This is a genomic window from Pseudomonas sp. CM27 (assembly GCF_013179515.1).
Taxonomy (GTDB): Bacteria; Pseudomonadota; Gammaproteobacteria; order Pseudomonadales; family Pseudomonadaceae; genus Aquipseudomonas.
Map to the genome: position 1 here is coordinate 1 of NZ_JABMCN010000030.1, position 13,970 is coordinate 13,970.

Consider the following 13,970-nt stretch of genomic DNA (forward strand, 5'->3'; position numbering starts at 1 on the left):
TCCACGCTCTTGTAAATGAGACATCCCGTCTGGCTGTCCTTGTCGTTCACATGAACGACCACAAAATTACACCCATTAGTGGCAGCAACCTCGCCACCACTTTTCATTGCAGAATTGAATAGGTAGTTAGAAAACCACACTATCCCAACCAGCAAAAAAATTCCTTTCAACTGCGAACAGGCGAGCAACAAATTTTCAGCCCTTGCAGATGCAATCTTCTTCAAATACAGCGTACCCAATAACGTCAACAGCACACTAGCGACGACAAAAAATAAAAGCGGATACGCAACAGGGCTTACAACTTTGATTATTTCTCTACCACCCTCAAAGAAAATTTGATCCACAGCAACATCAACGAACGCGGGATCTACTCTCACGCTTCGAAAGTAACCATTAAAATAGCCTCTTCCTGAAGCATATGTAATAGCCGTCAGTAAGAATGCACCACCTACGAATTCTAAAATTCCGTTTCTCACCGTCACCCCCCTATTCCAAGTCAAGGCGGAACTGTTCGCCCGTTCCGCTGGAATATTGTTTGGGCCCCATGGTTTTTTCTGAACCACTTTCAATATCTATTTGTGGCGAGAAGGAAATAGACGGCAATGCGCTATCGGCGTTAGCTAATTTTAGATCAAGGCTGGAGGTCAAACTTGCAACCCCTTTCTTGCCCATAATCTGCTTATACTCCTCAAGCATTTTATCTGTTTTATCCCTATCAGCAGGCTTTGCAGTTCGCTCCTGGGACATATCATCTTGTTTAAGAGTTGATACTATCTCTTCAGAGAGACTAGTCAGCGCATCAGACCCACCTTGGCACCCAGTCAAGCCGAAGGCTAGTAAAGAAGCTAAGACCCGAGCATAGACGTCTGGTTTCACTCCATTCAACACCTGAACTGCGTGATGAAAGTAACCAGGCGACATAACTTCAGCCTGCGAGGTCAATCTTTCTTGGAAGTCGGTCCCATGCAAGCTGTCCTCTAGCAATCTCGCCAAGTCAAAACCAGGCATAGTTGGTTTCAGCAGAGCATCTGTCGTCAATTGCGTGCAAACTACGAAATCAAGCAGCTTGCACATACTTCGAGTGCCAACGGGGCCACTCTTCGCAACGCGATTAGAGAAGTAAACCACATCAGAACGAACAAAAATAGGATAAATCAAACAATATATTTTATCCCAATACTCATCCAAGCTGGAAACCGTATTCCTAGCTAAAAGAGGCTTCTTCAATCCGGCACTAAGAAGCTCACGTGCAATTGGCTTACCCCACGCAACATTCCTGCGTAGCTTAGACTCTAAATACTCAACTTTCGGCTCTTTTGAGCCTCGGTATATTTTATTAACCAACACAGCTTCATCAATGTAACACTCTGATGTGAATTGCCCGATAGCTATATGGGTCTTACATAAAGTAACGACCAGATCACCCACGCACATTTCTTGCGCAAATTTATTCACCTGCGCTTCGCGGTTGGCTAGAGACATTTTGCTTTCGAAATACTCTTCCTCGGCCAACTCAACATCTTGCTCTAGCTCAGTGCTGCTGTCATCGAGTTTTTTCAGTGCTGCTAAAGGTGAATCAAAGAAGCTATCAGATTCAGCTTCCAGATACCTGCGCAAAATCTCTCTAGAGGGAATTTCGTCAAGCGCGTGTTTTTTGATTAACTTGTCGATATGAGCGATTGCAACAACGCCGTGCTTCAGGAAATTCTGAAAATGCTTTCCGCCGGAAGCTCTAACCAACCATATCCGCTGTCCCTCAGGGTATACAAAGACTTTCGGAAGCACCTTCAATTCCCTCCGCAATATCAGAATGATGGCTCAGTATAATTTTTACGTCCTCCGAAATGCAACAAAAAACACTCATGGTGTTTAAGCGTTCTTATAGCGCAAACTCAATACTGCAGGGAACACTTATACGCCGTGCGCAAAAACATCTGCTACTAGATACTCAACCGCCATTTATTCGGGCCAAACCGGAGTATCACTCACCAGTTAAACAACGGAGATAATCTCGATGGATAGTTTTAGAGATAGAATCAAAAAAACATAACAGAAAAACATTTATTTTCAGTTATTTACGAGCTTTTTCGACTCCTGGTGCCGCACCATACGCAGTACTCAAAAGGCTCACCGAAAGGTGGGCCTTTTTGTTTTTCGGCTTCGATATATGACTCAGATGGCGAATTCCCCCAGCCTTGCGCAAGACGTCGCGCAGTCCGCCATGGCGTTCTCAACGGCGTTCCGGCAAACCCCTCCTGACCAGTTCGCGTTCGGCCTGTTTTCCATGTTCCCCACTAGCTGCTGTGAGTACGCGAGTTTGCTGCTGGCGTGGTTTCTGTGTGAGGAACACGAGGGCATGTGCATCGACGTGATAACGGGTGAGCTGAAGGAAAACTGGGAGCAACGGCACATTTGGCTGAGGCTCGAGGGGCACAATCTGGATATCACCGCCAACCAATTTGATGCAGATCTCCCTCACACGCTCATCACCCTACCCCGGGGGTGGCACGATAGATACACCGTGATTCACACGGCGCCATTCCAAAGACATTTTCACGAAGACTATGGGGATGATGGCAGGCAAGACATCATCGACGACTACAGGGCCTTGGCACACAACGCAAGAGCGCAGTTCAAATCGTAGGAAAAGAGCTTGCCCACGCTACGAGGCAACCGCCGTGGCGACCAGGCCGTAGAGCAAACTCGCTATCCCAAAGTGACACCCCGTGGCCCGCCGAGCCGGCACCGTCGCGCAGCGTAATAGATCCACAAGCACGCCGCGTCTGGTGCCGCGATGAGCCGCAAAGCGGCCCCGGCAACTTCAGACCAGAACAGCGAGTGCTCAAGCCCTCCGACAGGACTAATAAGCCCTATCAGGCGGCACTCTGCTCCAAACTCTCCCACCCTAGGCAAGCCAGGGCCAATGTGCGCGGAACCGCTTCACGACCACTGCTATAGCGGCTGATACTACGGGGGCTGACTCCCAGCGCTTCGGCAGCCTGGTCGAGCGTCATCCGGTGCCGCAAACGCCAGCGAATGAAAACGCGGGTGTTTTCATCAGGGGCGTTCTGAGCCAGCGCGTCCAGCAGCAGGGTATCCGCACCAATCTGAGTATCCAGTGACGGCCACTCCACCGACCACCCCCCGTCGCCCAATACGACCCCTTCAAACGCTTTCCGCTCGGAGAGTGGCGCCAAACCGGGATACGTCTTGAGCGCATCGCTCATATCCAGGGTGAAATGCTGACCATTGGTAAAGGTGAGCTCAAGGCTGGCGCCCGATCGAGGCTGTACACCCTTCAGACGGGGACGTTTCATCGATGCCATTTCATCCACTCCTTCAACAAATCTGCCCGATTGGCAGCAACCCAGGCCAGGGCTTCTTGCACCACTGTGGCAGGTGCCCTGCCTTGGGTAACAGTCACCGATTCCAGACTGATCACCACGTCCACCCCACGCCCTAAGCTGGACGAGGGGTGGTAGATGATCCCTTTCCCTCAGCTCGATGCGGTACTTATCGCGAAATCGGTATTTGGTAGACATGGCCTGACCGTATCGCCAATTTGGCGATACGGCAACAGACACAAGCGGCCTTGCGTCGCGATGCGCCGCGCGGGCGGCGCTCGATTTCACAGGCGCTGCAAATTTTGCGGCACGCATCTGTCAGCCGCGATGCAATCCCTGCAGGAGCCTGGCCTGCCGGCGATGGGCTGCGTAGCAGCCCCAGATTGCCTTGGTCAGAACGCAGTGCTCACTGTCAGCGACAGGTTGCGCGGGTCGCCGTAGATGCCTCCGGCATAGAACCCATACTGGGTGTAGTAGTGCTTGTCGAACAGGTTGTTGGCGTTAAGGGTGACGCTCACATCATCGGTCAGCTGGTACTTGGCCATGGCATTCCAGATGGCATAACCGGACCAGTTGACGTCGGTGGCACCGTTGCTCACGCCATTGGTGGGCTGGCCGGCCGGGCTTGAAATGGCGCGGATGTTGGTCTGTGCAGTCACACCGGCACCCACGGTCAGGCGGTCAAGCGGGCCGCCCATCCGGTAAGTGGTCGAGGCCTTGAACAGGTGCGACGGGTCGCTGCGGCCGTCGCTGTCGATGCGGCGGAAGTGCAGGTAGGTGTAGCCGGCGTACACGTTCCAGTTGGGGGTCAGCGCGCCGGCGACTTCCAGGTCGATACCGTCGGTTTCCACGCCGGAGCCTGCCTTGTAGGCGCTGGCCCCAGTCGGCGTGGTCAGGTCGCCATCGAGCACGGCCTTGTTTTCCTGCTTGGTGCGGAAGTACGCCGCCGAGGCGTTCAGGCGGCCGTCGAACCACTCGCCCTTGACCCCGGTTTCGTAGCTTTGCCCACGAATCGGCTCGACCTTGCTGCCGCTCACGGTTTCCGACGTTTGCGGGGTGAAGATGTCGGTGTAGCTGGCGTACAGCGAGTAGTTGTCGTTGAGGTCGTAGACCGCACCCAGGTACGGGGTGACGATGCCGTTTTCTTCCTGGCTGCTGCGCTCACCGGCCACGCTGCGGGTAACCGACGAGTAGTTGCTGGTGCGTACGCCGACAATCACCGACAAGGGGTCGGTAATGCTCAGGCGGGTAGCGGCATACATGCCCTGCAGGCGGGTGGTGGTCTTGCTGTGCAGGCCGGTACGCGAGGCGATGATGTCATAGTCATCATCCACGCCATTGTGCCAGTTGCTGACCGGGAAGCCGTTGTTGGCGCGGAACTGGCAGCCCAGCGCGGGCGCGCTGGCCATGCCGTCGCCAACCATGGTGCAGGTGTATTGCGGCGACCAGCCCACGGTGCGGCTGTCGTTGTAGCCGACCATGGCCTGATGGGTGCGACCGAACAGCTGGAACGGGCCGGACAGGTCGATCTGTGCCGATTGCTGGGTGGTGTCGCTGGAGCTGTGCAGGCCGTTCAACACGGCGCCGCTGCCGTCCTGGTCCCAATAGCCGCCGTAGCTGCCGCGCCCAGCCGAATTGACCTTGGCCAAGCCGCGATGGTTGAGGGCCTCGGTGGTGGCTTGGGAGGCTTTCAGGTCCAGCGTCCAGTCGTTGTCGAAGCGGTGCTCCAGCGAGCCGAATGCAGTGCGGGTGGTGTACTCGCCAAAGCTCCAGCTGGGCACCACGTTGGTGCTGCGTGGCAGGTCGGTCTTGCTGCCGTCGCGGTACCACAGCGGGATGTTCGCACCCCAGCCGCCACCCACCACCTTGTTGTACTCGTACTGGTAGCCGGCACCCAGGGTGGTGGCCTCGTCCAGGTCGAACTCGAAATTGGCCAGCGCTGCGCGGGAGCGCTCGGACTGGTTGTCACGGAACGAGTTGGCGTCCTGCTGGGTCATCACGAAGCGTGAACGCAGGCGGCCGTCCTCGGACAGCGGCAGGTTGAGGTCTGCGCCCAGGCGGCGTTTGTCCCAGCTGCCATATCTGGCGTAGGCACTGCCACCGAAGGTCCTGGTCGGCGCCTTGCGGATCAGGTTGACGGTGGCCGAGGGGTCGCCGGTGCCGCCCAGCAGGCCGTTGGCGCCGCGCACGATGTCGATGCGCTCGTACAGGTCCATGTTCAGCGCGTTGCCGCTGCCGCTGAAGTCAGAGCCGCCCTGGGTCTGCAGGCCATCGACCTTCCAGTTGCTGATCGAATAGCCACGGGCACGGTAGTCGGTACGCCCGCCCACCTCGGACTTGTTGGCCGTTACGCCGGGCGTGGTTTCCAGTGCCTGTTCGATGGTGTGGATGCCGCGGTCTTCCATTTGCTGGCGGGTAATGGTGGTGACCGACTGAGGCGTTTGCCGCGGCGTCAGGTTCAGGCCGGTGGAGCTGCGGGTGCGCTCGACGGTGTAACCCAGTTGGCCTGCGTCGTCGGCGGGCAGCAGTGCGCTGTCCTCGATCTGTGTGGCATCCAGCTCCAGCGGTTTACTGTCTGCCGCCATGACGCCACCACTGATGGCGACGGCGATGAAAAAGGCCAAGGGGTTGAGGCGATTGCCATTTTGGCTGATGGGAATGAAAGCTTTCGGGGTGCTCTTGGGATTCATTTGGGAAGGCTTCGTATTTGCAGATGATTTTTTGTTAGGATTCTAGGCATCGGCCCTCCCGGCTCCAGACCCGACATGTACGGGGATGTAATTGAACGTAACGAGTGCCCTCGGCCCTCTCCGAACAGGTTTTTTTTGCGTATGAGCACGACCCTGCTGGTTGTCGACGATGACGACGAGATCCGCGAACTTCTATGTGATTACCTCACGGATGCCGGTTACAGCGTGCTGGCAGCTGCCGACGGCGGGCAGATGCGTGAACAGCTGGCCCGTCAGAAAGTGGACCTGGTGGTGCTCGACCTGATGCTGCCTGGCGAGGACGGCCTCAGCCTGTGCCGGCAGTTGCAGGCCACGCCGGGGCTGGCGGTGATCATGCTGTCGGCCAAGGGCAGCACCCTGGACCGCATCATCGGCCTGGAAGTAGGTGCCGACGACTACCTCGCCAAGCCTTTCGAACCGCGTGAACTGATCGCCCGGATCAAGGCCGTGCTGCGTCGCCCGCAACGCCTGGACAGCACCGCCGAAGAGCCGGCGGCGGACGCCCGGCTGTTCGCCGGGTTCCGTCTTGAACATGTAAAACGCCTGCTCACCCGGCCCGACGGCGAGACGCTGACCCTGCCCCGTTCCGACTATCGTGTGCTGCGCGAATTGCTCGAAGCCAACAACCGGGTGGTGTCCCGCGACCAGCTGACGCGCAGCGCATTTGGCCGCGATCACCTGCCCGACGACCGCTCGGTGGACATGTGCGTCAGCCGTCTGCGCCAGCACCTGCGCCGGGCGCCGGCGGGTGCCGCGCAAATCCTCACCATCCGCAACGAAGGCTACCTGCTGAGCGTCGCCAGCCACCTGGCCGATTCCTGACATGCGCTGGCTTCGCCGGCTGTGGCCGCGCACCTTGTTCGGCCAGCTGCTGCTGATCATGGTCAGCGGTACGCTGGCGATCCAGTTGATGTCCAGCAGCATCTGGTTCGACGTGCGTTTTGCCCAGGTACTCGAAGCCCCTGTGCGGCTGATCGCGGCGCGCAGCGCCCCCCTGATTGCCAGCGCTTCCTGCCACGGCGGCGGGCAACAGGCACCGGCCCATTACCAGTTACGCTGCGCCCAGACGCTACCTGCGCCGGGGCATGACGAGCGCCGCGGGCGCCGCCGCGTCGAACTGCTACTGCAACAGGCCCTCAAGTACGAGCTGGGGCACGCACAGGAGGTGCGCCTGTTGAGGGTGCAACTGACTGATGAGCTTGGCCAGCCGATCGTCTGGCGCAGCCTGTTCGGCCTGCGCACCGCCCATGCGCATATCGAATTTGCGGTGCCGTTGGCCGATGGCCACTGGCTGACCATCGACGGCCAGGAGCTGCAAGGCTGGAGCGGCGAGTCGGGTTGGGTGCTGATCAGCGACTACCTGGTGCGGGTGTATGCACTGCGCATTGTCGCGGTATTACTGGTGTGCCTGATTGCCGTGCGTCTGTGCCTGCGCCCGTTGCGACGTCTGGCCGATGCCGCCCGCGGCCTGGGAGGCAACCTGGAGCAACCGCCGTTGGCGCTGGATGGGCCGGAGGAAGTGCGCCAGGCGGCTCAGGCCTTCAACGCCATGCAGCAGCGGCTGATCGAGATGGTCAATGACAAAGCCTACTTCCTGGCCGCCGTGTCCCACGACCTGCGCACCCCGCTGACGCGCATGCGCCTGCGCCTGGAACGCCTGCCGGACGACGAACACCGCCAGCGCTTGCGGCAGAACATCACGCAGATGGACGACATGATCGGCCAGGTGCTCGACTACTTGCGCGCGGGGGAGCAGCAGAATTTGCAACAGGTGGACCTGGACCGGCTGGTAGCACGCCAGTGCGCCGACCTGGCCACTGCCGAAGAACCGCTGCCGGTGCACGGCCAGGCGGGCAGCCTGCAGGTCGATGCCCTGCTGCTGCAGCGCTGCCTGCAAAACCTGCTGGTCAATGCGTTGCGTTACGCCAAGGATGTTTCGGTCACACTGGAACGGGCGCCCACCGGGGTGTTCATCCATATCGACGATCGTGGGCCAGGCATTGCGCCGGGCCTGCTGGCGACCATCACCGACCCGTTCGTGCGTGGTGAAGGATCGCGCAACCAGGCGTCCGGCGGCTATGGCCTGGGGTTGAGCATCGCCCTGCGCATCGCCAGCAGCCATGGCGGTGGGCTGATGCTGTCGAACCGCGAAGGCGGCGGGTTGCGGGTCAGCGTGCTGCTGCCCATCTGATCAGGTAACAGTCTTTTACCGATTGCCCAGGTTTTCCCTGGCCTGCCTTTGCCTATCCTAGGCCCGGTCATCCTGCCTGCGATGGACCCATGAAACACTCTCTTCCCAGCCGCTACGCCTGCCTCACCATCTGCCTGCTGTTCAGCTTCGCCAGCCTGCCACTGCTGCCGCAACATGCCTGGCTGTGGCCGATCACACTGCTTACTGCGCTGCTGAGCCTGGTCGGCCTGAACGACCTGCGCCAAAGCCATCATGCGGTGCGCCGCAACTACCCGATTTTGGGCAACATCCGCTACCTGATCGAAACCATCCGCCCGGAAATCCGCCAGTACCTGATCGAGGGCGACGATGACAAACTGCCGTTCTCGCGATCACAGCGCTCGCTGGTGTACGCCCGCGCCAAGAATGAAAGCGCCGAGAAAGCCTTCGGCACGCTCAACGATGCCTACAAGCCCGGCTTCGAGTTCATCAGCCATTCGATGCTGCCGGTGGCCACGCCAGACCCGGCCTCGTTCCGCATTGCCATTGGCGGGCCGCAATGCCGCCTGCCGTACTCGGCGTCGATCTTCAACATCTCGGCCATGAGCTTCGGCGCCCTCAGCGCCAACGCCATTGCCGCACTCAATCGCGGCGCACGCATGGGCCGTTTTGCCCATGACACCGGCGAAGGCAGCATCAGCCCTTACCACCGCGAACACGGCGGCGACCTGATCTGGGAAATTGGCAGCGGCTACTTCGGCTGCCGTACAGCGGACGGGCGTTTCGATGCGCAACGCTTTGCCGAGCAGGCGCGCTCGGCGCAGGTGAAGATGATCGAGGTCAAGCTCAGCCAAGGTGCCAAACCGGGCCACGGCGGCATCCTGCCGGGTCACAAGGTCAGCCGCGAAATTGCCGAAACCCGTGGCGTGCGCGTAGGCGAGGACTGCATTTCGCCGGCAGCGCACAGCGCCTTTCGCACGCCGGTCGAGCTGCTGCAGTTCGTGGCCAGCCTGCGCGAGTTGTCGGGGGGCAAGCCGGTGGGCTTCAAGTTCTGCCTGGGTCACCCGTGGGAGTTCATGAGCATTGCCAAGGCCATGCTGGCCACCGGTATCACCCCGGACTTCATCGTTGTCGATGGCAAGGAGGGCGGCACCGGCGCGGCGCCGCGGGAGTTCAGCGACAACATGGGCGTGCCGATGCGCGAAGGCCTGATGTTCGTGCACAACACCCTGGTCGGCCTGAACCTGCGCGCCAGCATCCGCATTGGCGCGGCGGGCAAGATCGTCAGTGCCTTCGACATTGCCAGTGTGCTGGCCATCGGGGCGGACTGGGTCAATTCGGCACGTGGCTTCATGTTCGCCATCGGCTGCATCCAGTCGCAGAGCTGCCACACCAACAAATGCCCGACCGGCGTGGCCACGCAGGACGCCTTGCGCCAGCGCGCACTGGTGGTGCCGGACAAGGCCGAGCGGGTCGCCAGCTTCCACCGCAACACCCTGCACGCGCTGGCCGAGATGCTGGCGGCCGCTGGCCTGGAGCACCCTGCGGAGCTGAAGCCCAAACATTTGGCACGGCGGGTCAGCCCCAGTGAAATCGGGCTGTTTTCGGACCTGCACACGTTTCTGAAGCCGGGCGAATTGCTCAGCGGCTCGATCGAAAGCGAATTTTATGCGCGGATGTGGCGGATGGCACGTAGCGACAGCTTTGCGCCGGAGACCGGGGAAGGGGAAGTGCGGGCTGCAGGGGTTCGGCGCAGGGCTGCCGAGCCGGCATGAAAGCCTGGGGCCGCAAGGCAGCCCCAGACCATCAGATCAGGATCAGAAGATGCTGATCGGGTACTCGACGAATACGCGGACTTCGTTGCCGTCGTCGTTGTAACCGTTCTGCTGCACGGCGTTGTTGGTACGCAGGAACGAGCTACGCAGCTTGACCGACAGGTCCTTGGCCGGGCCGTCCTGCACCACGTAACGGATCTGGTTGAAGATCTCGCGCTCTTTACCCTCGCCGAAGCCCTGTGGGTTGGCAACGTTGCGGGTGTTGATGTTGTCACCCACCACGTAGGCCAGCTTGTAGGTCAGGCCCGGGATGCCGTAGGCACCAAAGTCCAGGCCGTAGCCCAGCTGCCAGGAGCGCTCGTCTTCGGCGTTGAAGTCGGACCAGTACGAGTTGGCCAGGTAGATGGTCGAGCCACCGTCACCCACGCCGCCGGCGTTCTGGTAGAAGCCGTAGTTGTAGCCGGTGCTGCCGGTGCTGCGCTGGTGCGCCAGGGTGAACGAGTGCGCACCGTAGGCGTAGGTGGCGGCCAGGCTCCAGATGGTGTTGGAGTTGCCGTTCAGCCCTGCAGCCTTGACGAACTTGTTGTTGATGTCCGACTTGTAGCCGTTGAAATCAAGGGTCAGCGACTGGTCGCTGGCGATCGGGAAGACGTAGTTCAGGCCCAGGTAGTGCTTGCGCATCACGTCTTCGTTGTCGGAGGTGTACAGCGAGCCGCTGAAGTTGTCGGTGAACTTGTAGCTACCACCAAGGACATTGATCGACTTCAGGCCACCACCGTCACGGCGCTCGGCGCTCTTGCGCGCTTCCTGGGTGAAGCGGCCAGCGTTCAGTTCCAGGCCCTCGATTTCTTTCGAGGTGATCAGGGTACCGGTGAAGCTTTCTGGCAGCAGGCGTGCATCGTCGTACTGCAGCACTGGCAGGGCCGGCATCTGGTCACCGTACTTCAGCACGGTGTTGGAGATGCGGAATTTGACGGCAGCGCCACCACGGGCCAGGTTGTGCGGCGAGCTGGCATTGCCATCGGCGTTGGTGGTTTCGTGCGGCTTGAAGAAGTCGACGCCACCGCCACCGTTGTGGCCTTTGCCGCCGTCAAGGCGCAGGGCGTACAGGCCGAATGCGTCGACACCGACGCCGACGGTGCCCTGGGTGAAACCGGAGGAGAAGTTGGCGATGACCGCCTGGCCCCATTCGATCTGGTCGTCGGTGCCGTGTTTCTTGTCACGGTTGATGTAGGCGTTGCGCAGAAGGACGTTGGCGTGGCTGTCCTCGATGAAGCCCTTGCTGTCGGCCTGCTCATTGGCCTGGGCCTGGGTCGCGGCGATCATCGCCAGAGCGACCAGGCTGATCCTGGTTTTCAACATGTTGTTTTCCTAAATTATTAATCAAAAACACTGCGCAATTTGACGCCAGGAACCAACGCCCCTTCGTAGGTTCGACGCTATGCGGATCCAGACTGGCGGGCCTGCACGGCAGGCCGTGGCCGAATCCTAGCCGCGCGCGATTACAAATGTCAAAAAAACGTGAAATGCAGGTTGATATAACCAAAATAAAGCGTTGTCACGGGGCATTTCCACGCATGATCGCGCTGTAGGCGGGAATTTTGTCTTTTGTAGGATTTGTCTTCCTGACTAATCGGACGAATATCTGAGGCGGCCATCACCCTCTTAAGGCATATTTACAAAGTGATACATATGTAAAGACAACCCTTTACAAATACTTCAGCAGGAGCAAATAGCAAGCATTACCATTCGCACCTCCACCTGCCCGGTCCGGATGTGTCCATGCTTGTTCCCTGCCGCCTTTCCCCCCTCACGCTTGGCCTGTCGCTGCTGGTCAGCGCCAGCCTGGCCAGCGCCGCTTCCACTACGCTGCCGGAACTCTCTGTCACCGCCGACAGTGAACGCGAGAGGGACAACCCACAGGTCAAGGAGGTGAGCACCGCCACCCGCACCTCGACGCCGGTGCGTTACGTGCCGCAGGCCATCGACAGCGTGAAGACCGCCAACGTACTGGACTACGGCAGCAATACCCTGGGCAAGGCACTGGAAGGCATCCCCAACGTCAGCAGCGGCGCCGACACCCGCTTCGACAGCGTGCGCATTCGCGGCTTCGACGCCAGCAACGACTTCTACCTGGACGGGATTCGCGATGACAGCCAGTACATCCGCGACCTGCACAACATCGAGCGGGTCGAGGTACTGAAGGGGCCGGCGGCAGTGCTGTATGGCCGTGGCAGCCAGGGCGGTATCGTCAACCGGGTCAGCAAGGCGCCGGAACAAGGGCGCCGCTCAACCCTCGAAGCACAGGCGGGCAGCGAAGACCTGCGCAGCCTGTACGCCGACCTCAGCACCGACCTCAGCGACACCGTCAGCCTGCGCCTGAACATGGGCAACCAGGACAACAACAGTTTCCTCGACGGCATCGATGGCAGCCGCCAGCTGTTCGCCCCCTCCATCAGCTGGCAGATCAACCCCGACCTGAACTGGCTGGTGCAGTACGAGTACAGCCGTTACAACCGCACACCCGACCGTGGCATCCCCGGGGTCAACGGCCGCCCGGCCGACGTCAGCCGCAGCACTACCTATGGCGACACCCACCGCGACTACATCGACGACCGCGCCCAGTCGCTGCGCTCGCGCCTGAACTACCAGCTGAACGAAACCTGGCAGCTGCGCCATACCCTGGGCCTGTTCAAGCTCGACAGCGAGTTCGACAACACTTACGTCACCGGCTACAACGCCAGCACTGACACCCTGACCCGCCAGCGCTGGCAGCAGGACCTGAACACCCGCAACCTGTTCAACAACCTGGAGGCCGAGGGCGATTTCGACACCTGGGGCCTGGAGCACAAGTTGCTGCTGGGCCTGGAGTTCGGCAACCAGAAGCGCGACCCGCTGCTGTACAGCGCCGGCAACCAGACGCTATCGGGCCTGGGCAAGCCCAGCCAGCCGCACAACGGCACGCTGACGGTCGCGAGCAACAACCACACTGTGGTCGACAGCCGCGGCCTTTACCTGCAGGACCAGATCCGCCTGAACGATCAGTGGCAGATCCTTGCCGGCGTGCGCTTCGACCAGTTCGAAGTGGAAACCACCAACAAGGAAAACTTCAGCGAACCGCAGGACAGCACCAGCACCAGCCCCCGCCTGGGCGTGGTCTACACCCCATGGCGCGATCATTCGTTCTACGCCTCGTGGAGCAAGACCTTCTCACCGGTAGGCGGTGGGCTGATCGGCATAACTCCGGGCGCGCCGGGCAACACCAACGACACCAAGCCAGAGGAAACCCGGCAGAAGGAAATCGGGGTGAAAAGCGAATGGCTGGACCAGCGCCTCAGCACCACCCTCGCCGTCTATGAGCTGGAGCTGTACAACCGTCGCACCCGCGACGCCAACGACCCGCAAGTCATCCTGCTCAGCGGCTTGCAGCGTTCGCGCGGCATCGAGCTGACGGCAACCGGCAACATCGTCGGCAACTGGTATGTACGCGGCGGCATCGGCCTGCAGGATGCGATCATCGTCAAGGACAACAATGGCCAGGAAGGCAACCGCATCAACGATGTGGCCAAGCGCAACGGCAGCCTGTTCGTGACCTGGAAACCAGAGCTGGGCTGGTATGCCGAAACCGGTCTGACACTGGTCGGCGAGCGTTATGCGGACAACCAGAACACCACAGTGCTGCCGGGCTATGGCCGCTGGGATGCGCTGGCGGGGTATCGCACGCATGACTGGGATGTGCGGGCGGCGCTGAGCAACATTGCCGACAAGACCTACTACAGTTCGGCGACCAGTGCGGCGCAGATCCAGGTGGGTGACCCGCGTAGCCTGGTGGTGACGGGCAGTTACAGCTTCTGAACGTTATTGGCTGTGCCGGTCTCCTCGTGGGCAAACCCGCTCCTGTTTCTGTGGGAGCGGCTTCAGCCGCGAAGAGGCCGGCACAGGGTGAACCGAT

The 13,970-nt window shown here is 60.0% G+C and carries 11 protein-coding genes and 1 pseudogene; 6 read left to right on the plus strand and 6 right to left on the minus strand.

Annotated elements, in window-relative coordinates; all coding sequences use genetic code 11:
• Together HP547_RS05910 and HP547_RS05915 are read right to left on the minus strand one after the other, a co-directional pair.
• Positions 1-482: hypothetical protein (locus HP547_RS05910; protein ID WP_172285724.1), on the minus strand; the 482-nt coding region annotated here is incomplete at its 3' end.
• 4 nt (positions 483-486) lie between these two features.
• Positions 487-1,785: a hypothetical protein gene (locus HP547_RS05915; RefSeq protein ID WP_172285725.1), complete on the minus strand. Its 1,299-nt coding sequence runs from the start codon at positions 1,783-1,785 to the stop codon at positions 487-489.
• 391 nt (positions 1,786-2,176) lie between these two features.
• On the opposite strand from HP547_RS05915, the gene HP547_RS05920 reads away from it, so the two are divergent.
• Positions 2,177-2,644 (plus strand): hypothetical protein, encoded by a 468-nt coding sequence (locus HP547_RS05920; RefSeq protein WP_172285726.1) that lies wholly within the window; start codon positions 2,177-2,179, stop codon positions 2,642-2,644.
• A gap of 229 nt (positions 2,645-2,873) precedes the next feature.
• Here the strand turns inward: HP547_RS05920 and HP547_RS05925 are convergent, their stop codons facing one another.
• From HP547_RS05925 to HP547_RS05935, 3 genes and pseudogenes are all read right to left on the minus strand, one after another.
• Complete coding sequence (locus HP547_RS05925; protein ID WP_172285727.1) at positions 2,874-3,326, minus strand: DUF2442 domain-containing protein; 453 nt, start codon at positions 3,324-3,326, stop codon at positions 2,874-2,876.
• Positions 3,314-3,542: pseudogene (locus tag HP547_RS05930) on the minus strand (DUF4160 domain-containing protein). The gene HP547_RS05925 and the pseudogene HP547_RS05930 overlap by 13 nt, the downstream one beginning before the upstream one ends.
• 194 nt (positions 3,543-3,736) lie before the next feature.
• Positions 3,737-5,929 carry a TonB-dependent siderophore receptor gene (locus HP547_RS05935; protein WP_256676266.1) on the minus strand — a complete coding sequence of 731 codons (2,193 nt, stop codon included), beginning with the start codon at positions 5,927-5,929 and terminating at the stop codon, positions 3,737-3,739.
• Here HP547_RS05935 and HP547_RS29535 point away from each other — a divergent pair.
• The 4 genes from HP547_RS29535 (at position 5,928) to HP547_RS05950 (ending at position 10,018) form a co-directional block, all read left to right on the plus strand.
• Positions 5,928-6,080, plus strand: coding sequence for a hypothetical protein (locus HP547_RS29535; RefSeq protein ID WP_256676267.1), 153 nt, complete (start codon positions 5,928-5,930; stop codon positions 6,078-6,080). The two genes, HP547_RS05935 and HP547_RS29535, sit on opposite strands and share 2 nt — an antisense overlap.
• Positions 6,081-6,175: 95 nt before the next feature.
• Positions 6,176-6,895 (plus strand): response regulator, encoded by a 720-nt coding sequence (locus HP547_RS05940; RefSeq protein WP_172225712.1) that lies wholly within the window; start codon positions 6,176-6,178, stop codon positions 6,893-6,895.
• Position 6,896: 1 nt separating this feature from the next.
• The gene (locus HP547_RS05945; RefSeq protein WP_172285729.1) at positions 6,897-8,264 is read left to right on the plus strand and encodes an ATP-binding protein; all 1,368 of its coding nucleotides are present in this window, start codon (positions 6,897-6,899) and stop codon (positions 8,262-8,264) included.
• An 89-nt stretch (positions 8,265-8,353) separates the two neighbouring features.
• Positions 8,354-10,018 carry an FMN-binding glutamate synthase family protein gene (locus tag HP547_RS05950; RefSeq protein WP_172285730.1) on the plus strand — a complete coding sequence of 555 codons (1,665 nt, stop codon included), beginning with the start codon at positions 8,354-8,356 and terminating at the stop codon, positions 10,016-10,018.
• A 42-nt stretch (positions 10,019-10,060) separates the two neighbouring features.
• On the opposite strand, the gene HP547_RS05955 is transcribed toward HP547_RS05950, so the two are convergent.
• The gene (locus tag HP547_RS05955) at positions 10,061-11,380 is read right to left on the minus strand and encodes an OprD family porin (protein ID WP_172285731.1); all 1,320 of its coding nucleotides are present in this window, start codon (positions 11,378-11,380) and stop codon (positions 10,061-10,063) included.
• Positions 11,381-11,800: 420 nt separating this feature from the next.
• Here HP547_RS05955 and HP547_RS05960 point away from each other — a divergent pair, with 420 nt between their 5' ends.
• Positions 11,801-13,873, plus strand: a complete 2,073-nt coding sequence (locus HP547_RS05960) for a TonB-dependent siderophore receptor (protein WP_172285732.1) — start codon at positions 11,801-11,803, stop codon at positions 13,871-13,873.
• Positions 13,874-13,970 lie beyond the last annotated feature (97 nt).